Annotated in this window: 10 protein-coding genes; 4 read left to right on the forward strand and 6 right to left on the reverse strand. The window is 45.6% G+C overall.

Annotated features, from left to right (window positions below; genetic code table 11):
- The first annotated feature begins 222 nt into the window (after nt 1-222).
- On the forward strand, nt 223-1,617 hold the full coding sequence (gene radA / locus ACJJIN_RS20740) for a DNA repair protein RadA (protein ID WP_444896030.1): 1,395 nt from the start codon (nt 223-225) through the stop codon (nt 1,615-1,617).
- Between the two features lie 83 nt (nt 1,618-1,700).
- On the opposite strand, the gene ACJJIN_RS20745 is transcribed toward radA, so the two are convergent.
- The 4 genes from ACJJIN_RS20745 to ACJJIN_RS20760 form a co-directional block, all read right to left on the reverse strand.
- A complete protein-coding gene (locus ACJJIN_RS20745; RefSeq protein ID WP_444896031.1) occupies nt 1,701-2,807 on the reverse strand; it encodes a YHYH protein in 1,107 nt (368 codons plus the stop codon).
- A 52-nt stretch (nt 2,808-2,859) separates the two neighbouring features.
- Nucleotides 2,860-3,114 carry a hypothetical protein gene (locus ACJJIN_RS20750; RefSeq protein WP_413663408.1) on the reverse strand — a complete coding sequence of 85 codons (255 nt, stop codon included), beginning with the start codon at nt 3,112-3,114 and terminating at the stop codon, nt 2,860-2,862.
- Between the two features lie 397 nt (nt 3,115-3,511).
- Complete coding sequence (locus ACJJIN_RS20755) at nt 3,512-4,570, reverse strand: AraC family transcriptional regulator (protein WP_444896032.1); 1,059 nt, start codon at nt 4,568-4,570, stop codon at nt 3,512-3,514.
- Between the two features lie 736 nt (nt 4,571-5,306).
- Nucleotides 5,307-6,908 carry an AbgT family transporter gene (locus ACJJIN_RS20760; protein WP_444896033.1) on the reverse strand — a complete coding sequence of 534 codons (1,602 nt, stop codon included), beginning with the start codon at nt 6,906-6,908 and terminating at the stop codon, nt 5,307-5,309.
- Nucleotides 6,909-7,223: 315 nt separating this feature from the next.
- Between ACJJIN_RS20760 and ACJJIN_RS20765 the strand changes: the two genes are divergently transcribed.
- Both ACJJIN_RS20765 and ACJJIN_RS20770 read left to right on the forward strand, forming a co-directional pair.
- Nucleotides 7,224-7,925: a glutamine amidotransferase-related protein gene (locus tag ACJJIN_RS20765; RefSeq protein ID WP_444896034.1), complete on the forward strand. Its 702-nt coding sequence runs from the start codon at nt 7,224-7,226 to the stop codon at nt 7,923-7,925.
- A gap of 571 nt (nt 7,926-8,496) precedes the next feature.
- Nucleotides 8,497-11,484 (forward strand): TonB-dependent receptor, encoded by a 2,988-nt coding sequence (locus tag ACJJIN_RS20770; protein ID WP_444896035.1) that lies wholly within the window; start codon nt 8,497-8,499, stop codon nt 11,482-11,484.
- Between the two features lie 95 nt (nt 11,485-11,579).
- Here the strand turns inward: ACJJIN_RS20770 and ACJJIN_RS20775 are convergent, their stop codons facing one another.
- Together ACJJIN_RS20775 and ACJJIN_RS20780 are read right to left on the reverse strand one after the other, a co-directional pair.
- On the reverse strand, nt 11,580-11,897 hold the full coding sequence (locus tag ACJJIN_RS20775; protein WP_444896036.1) for a hypothetical protein: 318 nt from the start codon (nt 11,895-11,897) through the stop codon (nt 11,580-11,582).
- Nucleotides 11,898-12,934: 1,037 nt separating this feature from the next.
- Complete coding sequence (locus ACJJIN_RS20780) at nt 12,935-13,885, reverse strand: IS5 family transposase (RefSeq protein WP_444895065.1); 951 nt, start codon at nt 13,883-13,885, stop codon at nt 12,935-12,937.
- 2,202 nt (nt 13,886-16,087) lie between these two features.
- Here ACJJIN_RS20780 and ACJJIN_RS20785 point away from each other — a divergent pair.
- The gene (locus ACJJIN_RS20785; protein WP_444896037.1) at nt 16,088-17,272 is read left to right on the forward strand and encodes an HlyD family secretion protein; all 1,185 of its coding nucleotides are present in this window, start codon (nt 16,088-16,090) and stop codon (nt 17,270-17,272) included.
- Nucleotides 17,273-17,274: the final 2 nt, after the last annotated feature.

The raw sequence follows: 17,274 nt of genomic DNA on the forward strand, positions 1-17,274 counted from the left end.
GCCTCCCCATTAGTGGGTAGAGGCAGCGGCGGATGTTATCTCGGAGGGGGCTGGGTGAATTGATCTAGATCAATCGCGCAGATAGACCAATTAGAAGGAGAAGATGCCAATAGAAGGGATCCGTGTAGGAGAGTCATTTTTGACCGCTGAGCACCACCCGCCTCGGCCGGATAAGGGGTAAACTGTGCGCCGATCAATTCTGTGACTTTTCGGGAGAGTGCTTTGGCCACAAAACGTAAAACTGCCTACGTGTGTAATGAATGCGGCGCTGACTACACCAAATGGGCAGGGCAGTGTAGTGCTTGTGGCACTTGGAATAGCCTATCGGAAGTACGCCTGGGACCGGATCACAAGGACAGCCGCGCCGCGAATTTTACCGATGCACAAAGTGGCTACGCCGGCTCCGCTGGTGCCGGCAAAGTGCAAAAATTATCGGAAATCGACCTCAGTGAATTGCCGCGTATTCCCACTACGGCCTCGGAACTGGATCGGGTATTGGGCGGCGGGCTGGTTCCGGGTTCCGTTGTATTGATCGGTGGCCATCCCGGTGCGGGTAAATCCACTGTTTTACTCCAGACCCTGTGCCATCTTGCCACTTCAATGCCGGCGCTTTATATCACCGGCGAGGAATCTCTCCAGCAGGTTGCTATGCGCGCTAAGCGCTTGGGGCTGCCTACGGATTCTCTACAACTGCTCAGTGAAACCGATGTGGAGCGTATTTGCCTGGCAGCCAAGGAAGTGAATCCTCGGGTTATGGTAGTGGACTCGATCCAGGTGATGCACATGAGCGATGTGCAATCGGCCCCCGGCTCTGTGGCACAGGTGCGCGAGAGTGCGGCCTACCTGACCCGCTTTGCCAAGCAGACCGGCACGGCGCTGATTCTGGTGGGGCATGTCACCAAAGATGGCAGTCTCGCGGGCCCCAAGGTGCTGGAACATATTATCGACTGCTCCATTCTCCTCGAAGGCACCCACGACTCCCGCTTCCGCACACTGCGGGCCCATAAAAATCGCTTTGGGGCCGTTAATGAACTCGGCGTGTTTGCCATGACAGAGCAGGGCCTGAAAGAGGTATCCAATCCCTCAGCCATTTTCCTGCAAAGGGCCGAGGAGATCGCAGCCGGTTCTGTGGTGACTTCGGTGTGGGAGGGCACCCGGCCGCTGTTAGTGGAGTTGCAAGCCCTGGTGGACGATAGCAGTCTCGGCAACCCCCGCCGGGTAGCGGTGGGCCTCGACCAGAACCGCTTGAACATGCTGCTCGCTGTGTTGCATCGCCACGGTGGTGTCTTGGTGGGGGACCAGGATGTCTTTATCAATGTGGTCGGCGGGGTAAAGGTGATGGAAACCAGCGCCGACCTGACACTGTTATTGGCGGTAGTCTCCAGTTTCCGCAACCGTGTCCTGCCCCGGGATCTGGTGGTATTCGGGGAAGTTGGGCTGTCAGGCGAGATTCGCCCAGTGCCTTCGGGCCAGGAGCGTTTGCGCGAGGCGGCCAAACACGGTTTCCGCAAAGCCATTGTGCCTGCAGCCAACCGTCTTAAGAACGATATCGAGGGAATGGAAATGCACTCGGTCAAAACCCTGGCGGAAGCGCTGGCGGTAATTGATATGAGCTGACACTCCAGTCGGGGGCGGCTGTTTTGACAGAGGAATACCTTGTGGTATTCCTCTGGGAAAGTGAGTTTTCAGAGCCTCCTGCGCTAGGGGCGCCTAGTAGCTCCCTTGCGCTGGTTGTTACCGGGGCCCCGACGAAAATCCTCTGACGGAGTGCCCTTGTAACAGCGTGGGATAATGGGCCAGTCCTCTGTTAGAAAATAGGCATAGGTGCCCTTGGGGAATTCCGGGGTGCTTACCATTCTGCCGTTGCACTCATCCAATGTGCCGGAGCCAGCCACATAGTGGTAATCATCCACAAAGGTACCATCGTAGTAACCACCGGGTTCTCTACTGCCCTTGGGGCGTTTCCCGGGTTTCACCTGATAGCTTGAAGTCATTGCCGCAATCCCGGATTTCGGTTCCCAACCATCGGCATAGCCGTACAGGGCATAAATGGGGAATCCATCGGCAGCCCAGCCAATCAGCGGCGAATGCCTTTCCTTAGATACCCCCAGGCGCTGTAATAAACCGGTGGGAATTCCGTGATAGTGATAGGCACCATTGGGCTGAACATGGGCGTAGTTATCGTCTACACCCAGCTGAATCGCGCCGGATAGGGCTTCGTAGCGCCAGCGTCCACGATTGCCCAGGTACCATTCCGCAGCACTGGGGTCGAAAGGCACTCCGTTCAGTCCGATACCAAAATTCTGCAACGGAACCGGTGTAGGTTGAGCGGCAACTTGGGGGATAGCCGGAACTCGGAAACGATAGCGCTGCACCTCGATTTCATGGGGATTGCCGCGATTGGGGAAGGTACCAGTCTTGTGCTCGGAAATACCGTTGGCCTCAATAACGCGCCAGGGTCCCTGGATACTGATACTCACTTCACTAAAGGTAATCGGCGCTTCGGTAGCGGGAACAGTGTGCTGCAGACCATCGGATTGCACCACTGTGTGTTTGCGAGCGGTGTGGCGTCCACCAGTGGCGCCCCCTCCTGTAGAGCGCGCAGTCGGTTTGCGCTCGGGAACACAAGCTAGGCCATGTGATTGGGGGTGGTTGCGGCAGCGACCACTGACTCGGCCATTGGGCAGTTCCATTGAGCAGCTGGCGCCACTGGACAGGTTTCGACAAGCCTCCAGGGCGCTATCGGGTACGTGAGCCAGCGAGAGAGGCGCAATACTGCAAAGCCCCACAAATAACCACTTCTTCATAATGACATCTCAAGATTTACAGTACCGCTGGCCGGTTGCGATTTATTGGGAGTTACTGTTCTTCATCTTCCATGGGGCGAGGGCCGCCTTTACCCTTGCCGCCGGCAGGTACACAGACCAGCTGCTCAATCTGCGGGGGCATACGGCAGGTGCCCTCCAATGTGCCTCTGGGTGTCTCGACAGTGCAGGCGTCTCCTTCAGCCAAGCTGCTGCAGGCATCAATCGCTTCCTGCGGAGGCTGGCGCGGCTGTGCAGATACATTTGTGGCCAGTAAGAGGGCTGCTACTGGGATAAATATTTTTTTCATCGTGTTCTCCTGTCGTAGGCACTTTGAGGGGAGTCCCTGGAGCCTCAACTTTGCTCATTGGGTTTTGACAGAGGTTATTGCTGTCGCCCGAAACTATAGACTCGGGAAATGGCGATTACCGCTCAGCGAAGGGCTGGCTTCTCGAATTGGCCTGGGACTGCCATCGAAAATAGTCGAGGAATGAGTAAGTAATGTGGATAACTTGTAAAGAAGTGTGGGGCTGGAGAGCTCACTTTGCGACTAATGATCCAGAGAGCTGACAGGCTCTAATTGATCAGTGGTGGAGGTGGGAATTAGGGGGATGAGTAAGTAGGAAAGGCTGGGTATTTAATCAGTCGTGACACAAGCTAAAATCTGGCTTGTGTCACGACTGATTCTGTATTTTTCTGAAGGGACTTTAACTTTCAGTTTCCAGTGCAGCTTTCGCCGCAGCTTCACTCAACAACCTGCGGCGAACTTTCATTGGAGTGGTACCAAACCAGCGGTCGCAGGCCCGGTTAAATGAACTCTGCTCCCGATACCCCAGCATATTGGAAATCTGGGCCATAGGTGGCAACTTTCTACTGAGGTAATGTTCTGCGCGTTCGCGGCGAATACGGTCGAGAATATCCTCAAACACCAATTCCCGATCTCGCAACCTGCGCTGCAGTGTGCGCTTGTGCATGCCCAGCTGATTGGCGACTTCCTGCAGACTGCAGCGCTTTAGCGGCATCAGGCAATAGATCAGCTGTTCTACCTGGTGAATCAGGTTTGATTCACCTTGTTCCAGTACTTTGTCGATATAAGACTTTAATAGAGGCCTTAAAACCGGGTTGCACTTCTCGGTCGGTTGGGCCAACTGGCCGCTACTTAGAATCAAGGTGTCGCTATTTTGTGAAAACTGTACATCTGTACCAAAAAAGTTTTCATATTGGTCGTGGAGCGGCTGTTTGGACTTTAAATGAACCGCCTCCAGATTGAACTTTTCACCACATAATATTTGTAGTGCGACAACAGAAACCCCAAGGAGAAATTCCCGGAATAGCTCGAGAGGTAATGGAGAGTCCGAAGGTATATAACTTTCTAAATCATTTAAACAATGAAAAGTTATAAACGTTTGGAGCCCTTTAACTTCCAATTCAACTCGCAGGTTATAAGGAGGGGCGGCGAATTGCTTTACGGCAGCATTGAGGAATTCCCCGAGGGTCAACGACTGCAATACTGCTGCTCCAAGAGAACTGAGGGCGGCAGCCCCCTGGCTTTTTGCCAGTCTCAATCCGAAATCCGCGCAATTGAGTTGTCGTGCGGCCTTTTCAACAAGGTCAGTCACTTTACTCAACGGGAGATACCCCTCGAGTTTTTCAACCTGCTCGGGGTTAATACCGGCGCTATTAAGCAGTGTTTCCGGGCAGCCGTTTAGCTGGGATACTTGGTCATAAAAGCCGGTTAACAGCTTAGCTCTTATTTGTTGGGTCAATTTCTTCCAAATCCTTCCAAGAACCCAGCCTGATTTAATTATTAGGCGTGCCGGGTCGCAACTTCTATTTGAGCGAAAATATTCAACTGATAGGCGCGCCCGATAATTTTAGGAATCTACAAATAAATGCAAATTCCAGGATTACACATTCCTGGGCATTGTCTGACGGATTTGCAAAACCGTCATATTGGCGAATGCCTGTTTTATTTCGAATTCCTGATATGTATTGTGCGCTATGGATAACTGTTACTGCACTAACTACCACAAAGTGCACACGACTCATCCTGAGAAAATAATATATGAGATTAAAACAAGGCAGCCGAAACTGGCGTAATCCGCCTATCAGTCTCCGCTAAGTATTATTTCAAGGCCTATATTACTTGTTTTTTTTTGTGGATTCGAAGGGCTTTTGGCTTTTGCTTACAATCAAAATGTCACCTAATGAAAAAAAATACCAATTAAAGTTAATACATTGAAACTTTATTCCCTTATGACAGCAAAAAAATTTTTTTGTTTTATGGTGACTCCATATCTGGGAATAATAATTTTTTCTTAATTTATCCACTTTTTTACCCTTGCCTAAAGCTATCTTGAATGACTGGTGATTTCAGGAACGCTTTAACACTTTTTGGGTAGTTACCAGCGGATATAAATGACCATTTCAAAGGTATGGTCATTTTGGGGAGACAAAAAAGCCCGCATAAGCGGGCTCTAGGATTACTGATTAATCAGTGGATTAGCCACCATAGTAAGTAGCTGCACCGGGGCCGACGGGCAGTCCCAGGGCAAAAACCCAGATGAAGAACAGGGCTGTCCATCCGATAAAGAAGAAGATGGAATAGGGAATCATAGTGGCGATCAATGTACCCATGCCCAAGTCTTTCTTATAGCGCGCAGCAAAAGTAATGATCAGGCCAAAGTAACTCATCATCGGCGTGATAACGTTGGTCACAGAGTCACCGATACGGTAGGCCGCCTGGATTACTTCGGGGGCGTAGCCCAGCAGCATCAGCATGGGTACAAAGATGGGAGCTGTCACCGCCCACTGAGCAGAGGCACTGCCCAACATCAAGTTCACAAAGCCACACATCATGATGAAGAACAGGAACAGTAGTGGTCCAGTGAGGCCGATGCTTTGTAGCGCATCAGCACCTAAAACGGCAAAAATGGTGCCCAGGTTGGTGATCTTAAAGAAGGCGACAAACTGTGCAGCAAAGAACACCAGGACAATGTACATCCCCATACTGTTCATGCTCTTGGCCATGGCATCAATGACATCTCGGTCATTCTTCATGGTGCCGACAACCTTACCGTAAACAAATCCCGGGATAGCGAAGAACACCAGGATCAGTGAGACGATACCCTTAAGGAACGGAGAGCCCGCGACCAAGCCTGTCTCGGGGTTACGTAAAACGCCCCACTCAGGCACCACCGTCAAAGCGAGTACTGCAGATACGCCCAAAACAGCCAAACCTGCGTACTTAAGGCCGCGCTTCTCGGCGTCGGTCAGGGTGCCAACTTTGTCTTGAGTCAGGTCGACAGATGCTTCACTGGGATCATATTTACCCAGCTTGGGTTCTACGATCTTCATGGTCACCCAGCTACCAACTCCGGTAATCAGGAAGGTACTGACAATCATAAAGAACCAGTTTACTTCCGGGCCCACGGAGTAGGTCGGGTCGATCATATGGGCTGCTGATTCTGTGATCCCCGATAGCAGCGGGTCCACCGTTCCCAGCAGCAAGTTAGCACTGTAGCCGCCAGAGACACCGGCAAACGCGGCGGCCAGGCCAGCGATAGGGTGTCGACCGAGAGAGTGGAAAATCATTGCGGCTAATGGGATCAGTACCACGTAGCCCAATTCAGAGGCGGTATTAGAGATGATGCCGGCAAAAACCACTATGACAGTGACTGTGCGTTTGGAGGCCTGGAGTACCAGACCGCGAACAGCGGCACTTAACAGGCCGGAGTGCTCGGCAATCGCAACCCCCAATAGGGCCACCAAAACTGTCCCCAGCGGAGCAAATCCGGTGAAATTCTTAACCAGACTGGTAACGATCATCCTGAGTCCATCGCCACTCATAAGGTTGAAGACCTCAATGACACCATCTGGCGCTCGGCCAGCAGCGCCAACCGGGCGGGGGTCGGGGACAGACAGGCCAAAGTAAGAAGCGATACCACTAATGACTATCACGCTAACGGCGAATAGCGCGAACAGTGTGATTGGGTGGGGGAGAAGGTTGCCGAGCCATTCCACTGCATCTAAGAAGCGGATAAAGGCTGTCTTGCGCCCTGGGGGACTATCCTGCCGATCACTCGGGGAGGTTGTTGTGGTCATTGTTGGTCCTCAGTCGTTACTGCAAGCGACCCTAATTGCCTCTGGGCCGCCTTGTAGCCGAAGGGTTGGCTGAAAAATGTGCTAAAGCCGAGATCATACACAAAACTACTTCAGCTAAGAATGCCCAGAGAGAAATGTTGCTCCTAGGCGGCGGGCCAAAGAGCTATCAGGCGACCCGGATAGGTAAAAGATCTATGATGAAAGATGTGCTGTTATGGCGCTTGTTACAGTGGGGCAAATCTTTCTGATTGCGGTCTCTGATGACTGGATATGCCATAATCCCAATACTACGTAGTCAATTCAGCGGTGAAAATAATGAAGATTGGAATTTTAAAAACCGATGATGTGCGCAAAGAGCTTGTCGGCGAATTTGGGGAGTACCCGGAGATGTTTGCCGACTTGTTGCGCGACCAGGACTCCAATTTGGAGTTTAACACCTACGAAGTCCAGCACGGCCAGTATCCCGATCATATAGATGAAGTAGATGCTTATCTGATTACCGGTAGCAAGACAGGCGTTTATGACGACAAACCCTGGATTGCGCCCTTAATGGATTTTGTACGCAAGTTACATGGTGAGAAAAAGCCGACCATTGGTATTTGCTTTGGTCACCAGTTAATTGCCCAGGCACTGGGAGGCCGGGCCCGTAAGTCGGATAAGGGCTGGGGGCTGGGGGTGCACACCTACGAAATGCAGGAGACGCCTAGTTGGATGTCTGAACCCGCGCCCAACTTTAGTCTCTTAGTAACGCATCAGGATCAGGTGGATCAGCTGCCGCTTGGTGGGCGAGTACTGGCTTCCAGTGAGTTCTGCCCAATGGCAATGGTGCAGGTGGATGATCATATGCTTAGCTTCCAGGCGCACCCGGAATTTACTAAGCCCTACTCAAATAGCTTAATGGAGCTTCGGAGGCAGGCTTTTGGTGAAGCTGTGGTTGATAAAGGGCTGGAGTCTCTTAAGAACGATATCCATGAAAATGCAGTTGCCAGATGGATGTTGGAGTTTTTACGGCAGTAAATTTTCCCCATTAAAGAAAATTGAAAACCTCCATATAGCTATTTTCTATTTCTGATTCCAACAGTGTCTGACCTTTTGAAACCCCACTTATAAGTGGGGTTTACTCTCATACATGCATCAAATTGCACCGTTATTCACCTTTGTTCTATATGTCTTAAAGGGCATATAAATTTCTTATAGGTTGTATTTTTTAATTTTATTTGAATATAACGATTTAACTGACAAAATATAATTTTTTCCGGTAACTGGCAGTTATTTTTGCGCTCATGTTTATGTTTGTCACTATCTCTAGATTTATATGTCGATAATATGAACTTTTAAGGTTGTTTTAAAAAGTAGTGGGTGTTTAATATGGGGTTGTTCATTTAAAGGTTCTTGTTTAGGGCGGGTATTCAATTAAATAACATGCTTGTGCCAGTTTCATTTTTCTGGGGGCGTGTATGTATTCTAGTTGATTTAAATGGAGGTCTTGGGTGTTCGCAGCTCGCTCAGGGAGGATGGATTAATAATTAACACAGTTTTTTAATCTAAAAAAATCTATAAATATTTCTATAAGCAAAAGGATAGGTTTATGAGTTTATTTAAAAGGGCAGTATTGGCCAGTGCCATTGGCTTGTCAGTAGCTAGCATTAATGTGCTTGCGGCTGGAAATGTAAACGGGGGAATTGATGGAAGGCTTATTGGAGCAGATGGTAGTGAGATTCCTAACGTAACCATTCTTATTGAAAATGAAGAAAATGGCTTCAAAAGGACCATCTCAACTGGTGACGATGGGGATTTCAAGGTCAAGTTACCCAGTGGAGTTTATAAAATAACCGCGCAGAAGTCAGGGTACCAACCGGCAGTAATCGAATCAGTACTAGTGTCTATCGGTAGCACAGGTAAATTAAGTATCCCTTTGAGCCAAGGCGATATGGAAGAGGTTCTGGTTGTAGCTGAGGCCTTACCACAAATACGTACAGGAACAGCTGAGTCTGCTCTCAATATCAGTTTAGAGGATATTGAGATGTTGCCTGTAGGAAGAAATATAGAATCTGTTGCCTTGCTTGCTCCGGGAACTGTATTGGGGGATAACACATTCAGAGAGGATAAAGATCTTATATCATTTGGCGGAGCCTCTGTCGGTGAAAATGCTTACTATATTGATGGCTTGAATGTTACCAATTTTCGCAATGGCTTAGGTGGTTCTTCTGTACCCTTTGAGTTTTATGATCAGTTTCAAATCAAAACTGGTGGATATAGTGCAGAGTTTGGGCGATCTTTAGGTGGCGTTTTAAATGCTGTTACAAAGCGTGGAACCAATGATTTTAAATATGGTGTAGTTACTTACTTTGAGCCTGGATCATTAAGGGAAACAAGCCCGGATACATTATCCACAGATGGAACGCTCTATGACCTCAATTCGGAGAATGAACAGTCTAGATATACTACGGACTACTATATAAGTGGTCCGATTGTACCGGACAAATTATTTTTCTATGCGCTCTATGAACAACAGGAAACTGTTGAAGAGTTTAACACTCTCCAGGCCCCAGATACCTTTAATAATAGGGAAGTGGCTGATGACTTTTGGGGAGTTAACTTAACTTGGAATGTGACCGATGATCACATCTTAAGTTATGTTCATTTTTCCGATGAGCGGACTCGAGAAAATAAACAGTCAAACTATGACTACTACAACATGGACAAGCTTGATTATAAAGGCACGATCAGTGATTATCGAGGAGGAGAGAACTGGTTGTTGCGCTACGATGGTCAACTAACTGATAATTTCAGTATGTCTTTGTTATATGGACAAAACGAATATGAGTTAACAACAATTGGAACCACCGATGTTGAATGCCCTTTTATTATTGATGCTAGTGATGGGGCGCTATCAGGAAATTCGTCTTATTATCCAGGCTGTAATACAAACTCCAGAATTCAAACCGGTGGTGATGAGCGCGAAGCAAGTCGAATAGATTTTGAGTGGGTGCTTGGAGATCATACTGTCCGCTTCGGATATGATCGTGAAGATAATTCTTCCTCTTCTGCTGAGACCTATGCGGGCACCGGATTAAGGGATGGAAAAGGGGTCTATTACCGCTATATATCTGCCCTTCCTGACTCCAAGCTTTCTAATGGAGGTATTGTTCCCGATGTGAATGGCGATGGTAGCACGGTTCACTTGGTGCGGTATCGAGTAAGCGATGTTTCAGGATCCTTTAAAGTTGAGTCTGAGGCTTTTTATATCGAGGATACGTGGGATATCACTGATAACTTAACCGTCAGTGCTGGGCTTAGGAGTGAGATTTTCTCCAATTACAACGGTGAGGGTGATGTATTTATAGAAATTGATGATCAATGGGCTCCTCGTCTCAGTTTTTCTTGGGACCCTAGTGGCGATGGAGAGACGCGCGTTTTTGGTAATTGGGGTAGGTACCATATGCCTGTTGCTGCTAATACTAACGTGCGTTTATCTGGAGGAGAATTGGGCTTGGAGCGTTACTTCATTTTTAATGGAAGCTATGATCCAGTAACTTATGTCCCCACAGATATTGATGCAGAAGGGATACCTACAACTGAAGAAATAGGTCCTGTTCAGATTAACTCTAGCGGAGAAGTTCCCGATAGCCGACAATTATCTGATCGGGATTTGAAGGCTATGTATCAGGATGAATATATTCTGGGCTATGAAAAGGTTCTCAATGAAAGTTGGAGTGTGGGTGTTAAAGCTACCTATCGTGATCTAAAGTCACATATTGACGATATCAGTATTAACCATGCGGTTGACGCATTAGGCTATGCTCATACTGGGGATGCTCATGGTTATGTTCTCGCTAACCCTGGAAGTGATGTAACAATTCCTTATGATAGGTATGGTACCGGTGAGTTGGAGATGACAACTTTCTCTGCTGAATTGCTCGGGTATCCAGAAGCTAAACGAACCTACAAAGAGCTAGAGTTTTCCGTTGATAAAGCCTTTGACGGCGTTTGGGGTCTAACAGCCAGTTACGTGTGGTCTGAAAGTAAAGGTAATACAGAGGGGTACGTTAAATCTGATAATGGTCAGGATGATGCGGGGATTACTCAAGACTTTGATTTCCCTGAAATTATGGACGGTGCCAATGGCTTTCTCCCTAATGATCGCACCCATAAGTTTAAGATATATGGAAGCTATCAGATAATGGAAAACTTACTATTAGGCGCCAATTTCCTTTTGCAATCAGGAAGACCGATAAACTCCTTTGGCAAAGGGCACCCAGATGGCACTCCCTACTATGGCGATACCTACTATTTGACTGATCCAGATGGTAATTTAGTGCGAACTGAGCGCGGTAGTCGTGGCCGGACGAGCTGGGTGAATCAGATTGACTTATCGTTAATTTATAATACTGAAATTGGTTTGGCTGATGTCGAGTTAAGGGCTGATGTCTTTAATTTATTAAATGCAGACGCTGAAACAGAAGTTGACGAATTTGCAGAGATTAGCCCCGGGTTATCTGACCCTGACTGGGGATTGAACCAATACTATCAAACGCCCAGATATTTTAGGCTAGGCGCCAGCGTACGTTTTTGATTTCAACTTTAATGGGCCGCCATTGTGGCGGCCTTAACTTTAATAAATATAACAGTAGAGGTAACTTGAGCTAACGATTCCTATTAAATGGAAGGCTAATTGACCCCATATACTGAATCTTCTTCGATCTGAATAACTCTTACCCGGATAGGGTCTTCAATCTGAAAATATTGTCTTGCGCTTTCGTCAAGTTGAATGGCCAAAGCTTGAAGTTTTTGGTGCGTTCGATCTGGTTTCTTTAAACAGGATACTTCAATATGGCACTCGCCTGGTGTTATTTGGAGGGTGTTAATGATTTCTACATTAGGGTCTTCTTCTGTATCTAACTCCTTAATGATTAGATCTTGGAATAGCTTAGAGGCTGAATCCGGAGCTAGCTTTAGTGAACTCAAAAAAATCTTGCAACTAACCATAAGGAAATTCCTATTGGAAACGTTAATAGCTATATCAATAGTCTTCAGATTACTTTGTAAAGGGGCTGGTGTGTAAGAGGGGTCTTAAATATCCCTTAGGTTGTCATATGTTGAACTGTGCAAAGATAATAGCAGAAGATTGTGTTTTTTTTAAGGTTGTCCTGCGTGATTATAACTTTTTGTAATTAATAGTACCTATTTTCTGAGTTTGAAGGTTTGGGTCAAGCTGATTAACTGTCTTTATGTGTTGGAAGGGAATTGTCCAAGTAGTTGGATCTTTATATTGGATAGACAAAAAGGAAAAATAAAATTGGCGGGTAAATTTTTTGATTCTAATGATTATTTGGCGATGATAGGGGATGTAAATTTTTATCGAGTGAGTTGGCTTCATTGGGGGGGAATATAGTTAAATACGATGTCAAGCTACTAATGTTCTCTTCCGGTGGGAAGCCAACTGATTTATCTAGATATTCACCTTTAGTATCGGAAGCATTATTTTTCTGGAGGTTTAGCTTTGCGGTATAAGTCAATAAAATTTGAATAGTACTTCTTTATAGATGATTGTAGGGGCGGTAAGTCCACGTGGGTATATTTTACATAATGAAACATTGGTACCAACTAAGGGTGGGTTGGCGAGCACATGTAGTTGAGGCTAGAGGCACAGAAGTTTATAAATAGCCATAATTTGAATGGATTGAATTTCCTGCAGTGAGATTGGCAATATCTCATTAATCCAATGTTGAGAGTGGGCTTGGTTATACTAAGGTCGTGTCAATATTTATTGTTTTAATCTGGCCGAGTTTTTAACTTTTTTTTGCTGAGCTTGTTAATTTTTGATCCTAATATTTTGTCTTTTCGAGGGGGCTGTGGAAGTTAAATCACGTTAGGGACCCTCTGATCAACGAAGCATTTTTCCAGAATTAAGCTGAGCTGCTTGAAAAATTCACTTTATTACGCACAAACGCGTAATTTGCGCGTAATAGTCCACTAATTTTTCATCTGAAACCCTCAATAGGTGGATTTCAGGCGAACCACCCCTAGGCAGCCAAGTATTTTCTCCCTATTATTAAGTTGGTAAAGCCTGCCAGTAAGCACAGCCTCTCAGTATTTTTTACCAGTCCCCGATAGCGGACCTTGTCATAACCAAATACCCGTTTGATGTAGCGGAAGGGGTGCTCGACCTTCGCTCTTATCTGCGCCTTGATCTTTTCCGCTTTACGAAGTGCATCACGCCCTGGAAGAGTTTTTAGCTTGCTCGGCTTCATTGCTATATACCAATCCGCCTCCCGCTCTTTCAACTCTTCACGTTTCTCCGCACCAATGTACCCAGAGTCTCCCCAGATTCTTTTCTCCTCCCCGTGGAGAACTCGCTCTGTAGTTGTGACATCATGCGAATTCGCTGCTGTTGTATCTATGCTATGTATTACTCCGAGCACATCATCAACCCCGATATGCATTTTCATTCCAAAATGCCACTGATTGCCTTTCTTTGTTTGATGCATTTCTGGATCACGTTTTTTCTTTTTATTCTTGGTTGAAGTTGGCGCAGAGATAATAGTGGCATCTACAATCGTACCTTCACGCAGTACCATGCCATTCTCAGCAAGATGCTTGTTGATTTCATCAAAAAGAGCTGCACCTAGCTGATTGAGCTCCAGTAAGTGGCGAAAGTTAAGAATCGTTGTTTCATCGGGAATTGGGCCGCTCAAAGTCAATCCAGCAAAACTACGCATGGATTCAATTTCATACAGTGCATCCTCCATAGCGGGATCACTGAGATTATAAAATAGCTGCATGCAATGAATACGGAGCATGACACTCAATGGATATGGCTGTCGGCCACGTTTGCCTTGTGGATAGCAAGGAGTGATCTGAGCTTCTAGTCGCTGCCATGGGATGAGGGCTTCCATTTGAGAAAGAAACTTCTCTCGGCGAGTTATACGGCGCTTTAGCTTATATTCTGCTTCGGCAAAGGTGACTTGGTGCATAATTCATCGTAGTCTTGATGGGTAGGTGAATATTACCAATATTGGCTTGGAATTATTCAGAGGTTCCTTAGTAAGAACTCTGAATATTCTTAGGGTATTTAGGCTCGGTTTACCCCGGACGAACTGGTACGATAGTTTCGTTAATGGTGTGAAAATTCAGTCTAACTTGATTTTATTAAGGGCTGGCTTAATGAAAATCGCACTAAGAGTTTATGAGTAGCATTAAGTTAGTTGAGGTTTCATCAATTCAGTTAAAAATATCGATAAGTATTTTACAAATGTCGATCGGTGTAGGATGAATATTACATTACAAGAGAACTAGTAGGCTGTAGTTAGGATAGATAGTCCTGAAGTGATGAGCCTACTGGGCTAAGATAGTTTTCGCTCAGTTCAGAGGTTTAATGCATGTATGTGGGTGTTTCTAGCGGTAGACAAAGATTTTTGTTGTGATCACTCACCCATAATTACCAGTCAATATTGGCATGTTGGGGCATAATCGAGTTAAGCTTTAGTTTGCTGGATAGAGGTTTCTATCTGGCAAACTATACGAACTAACTGAAAGGAAGGTGCGCTATGTACACTGAAACTGATATTAAAGCTGGGCCTGAGGCACAAGTAGAGCTGCCATGGGATGAAGATTAAGTAATCTTTTTCTTAACCCCCAAAGTTAGGTTGTTTAGAGTGTTTTTTTGTGCAGATTGATCTCAATAGATTTGAGGATAATTTCAATATTTTTTTGTTGAAAAACTTCAAATAATCTTGTAGGTTTTTGTGCTTGCACTTTAGGCATTGCTTTCCTTGGGGGCAACCCTGACTACCAGTCGATTTTATTCCATTATAGTTGGATAGTTGTTACTCATTCTATTTGTTTGACGCATCTATTTTTGCAAGAGTTCATTGATGAATTTCCATTATTCCTACATGACTCTTATCACGTGGACTTCTTTCTATAGGATAGTTTGGGGTTGCAGGCGCCAGTCGGAAAATGATGTCGATTGGTGCCTCTTTATTTTTGCTATAGAAAAATTTCTATTTGGTAATTTTTTAAATACTAGAATCAATCTAATTGAGCTTGCTCCCCTATACTTTTCAGATTTTGTCTGACAGTGAAAGGTCGTAATAATTTTTTGATGATAAAGCTTATATTTCAATATGATTGTTGATGTTTGACTCATAATTGAAGCCTGCCTTTATCGACTTTGACTTCACTAATAATTTATTGAGAATAAATCTCAATAATAGTTCCTGTTAAAAAATAGGTCGGAGAAGCCAAGTTTCAATTCGATAAAAAAGCTTGCTGCTAGTAGAATCTCCGAAGTATAGGTGCATTACTTAACTCGTAAGTGGTAGTTTTGTTGGAGATTTATTCAATCAGATAACTCCCTTAATCCATTTTAATTGTGTAGTTTAAGGTGGTGGTGATAAGTTTTTGTTGTAGAATAAAAGTTATGAGTGGTTTTTCTTTCGGGTTTTTGATAGTGCCGTCCGTGGATTTACATTGACCCGACTTGCTGCTCTTCTATAGAAATTTCTAGTAAAGATTTTTGCGCCACCTTTTGGGATTGAGCTCTATCATGTGTGTTGTTTTTGACATTTTGGAAGTAATATAAAGTATTAAGTAGGTCTTGAGTGTGTATTTATAGTAAGCTGAATTTACATTGTTAATTTTAACTCTTGTGCTTCATTCTTGGGGTTTTTTATCAAAAAGTTAGCCCATGTTTATATAGTATGGTGACTGCTTAGCTTAAATATGTAAAAAATGTGAAATTCTTATATCCCGACAAATACTTCGCTTTGTATCAAGGTTTTAGTGGCGGGAATAACTATCAATGAGCTAATCACTACGCGTATAGTTAGTTTGCGCTTACTTACAGTGTTGGGTGGATATGAATTAATAAAGTAAAGACGCGCCTCAAGTATAGATTGCTATTTACTTGTCAATGATTTTTGGTCGAAAGACTTCATCTGGACTGCTCTGGTGCTGGGGTTAAAAATCACCATATGAATCATAACCTAAGTTTAGGTGGGAGTTATGAACCACTATGTTAGAGTCAGGTAGGTGTAGATTCTAATTGACTCCATTACCTGAGAAATCTAAATTTGTATGTCCTGTATTTTCAGAAGAGAAATACAAAAAAATCGAATGAATAGAGTTAAATTTTACTCCTGTTCAATGCGATAACCATTTATAGGTTTCTCATATTGTCAACGCCTTTTTTTAACACTACCCGCGCTATTATTTCAGATTCTATCCGTGCCTTGGTTGTAGCTACTACTCTCGGTGTCCTGCTTCTGGCCGTTTGGGCTATATGGTTTTTTACAGTAGAAATTACAACATATAGCGTGAGTGAAGACGCTAGGTTGGAGCAGGAGCACAATACTGTTCATGTAAGTACCCAGCGCGTTGGACGTGTTGTTCAAATTGAGGCAGAGCTTGGTGATAGTTTAGAGCAGGACGATGTACTCATTCGTCTTGATACGTCCGTACTTGATTTGAGCCTACAGGGAGACAGCAAGATATCTGGCAGCTTGCGCGATCAACTTGAATCAGTTCAAAGGGAACGAGAGCTGCTGGATAAAAAATTTGGTGAAGATGAGAAGGCTCTCAGTGATCAATTGAAGCTGTTGGAGCAACAGTACCACCTTCAAGTCAGTAATCAGAAAATTCAAGCGGATGTTGCCGATCGTTATGAACGGCTGTTACAAAAACAGCAGAGTTCAGAGTTGGATTACCTTGCCGCAAAACGGACGTACCAACAAATGGCGATGGCAACCCTGAAAGTGCAGGCGGATATTCGCGCTTTGGAGGATCGTCGAGCACAGCTAATAAGTGAATATCAACTTGAAGTGAGCGCTTTAAAGCAGCGGCATCAAGGTATTGATGGAAAGATTGCAGAAGTTGATACCCGTATTCAGCAAAGCCACCTTGCTGTGAGCGAACAGAACCTGCGTGCCCCAATTACCGGGGTGTTGGCTTCGCTGGCAAAAATACGGGAAGGCGAAGTGTTGGTTGCCGGGCAGCAAGTTGCAACGATTCAAGCAGAAGGTGTTATTTCTATACAGGCATTTTTCCCACCCGCATTAGCTTTGGGGCATATTCAGCCTGGGCAGAAGGCCCAAGTAAAGCTGGATGGATTTTCCTGGGCCCGTTATGGGCAATTGGAGGCCCGAGTAGAACGGGTCGCTAGTGCCGTCCAGCAAGGCAAAGTTCTTGTACAGCTATCCCTACAAGGTGAAGCACCGCCCCATCTCCCATTACTGCATGATTTACCGGCCAGGGTAGAAATTGCCACAGGCAAGAAAACACCATACCAACTGCTTCTACAAAGGACAGGTGAGATACTCTCGGCCAAAGCTCCCGCAGAGACCGTGGAAGAGGGAGCGTAACA

Source organism: Microbulbifer maximicatervae (SeqCode) (genome assembly GCF_052467505.1).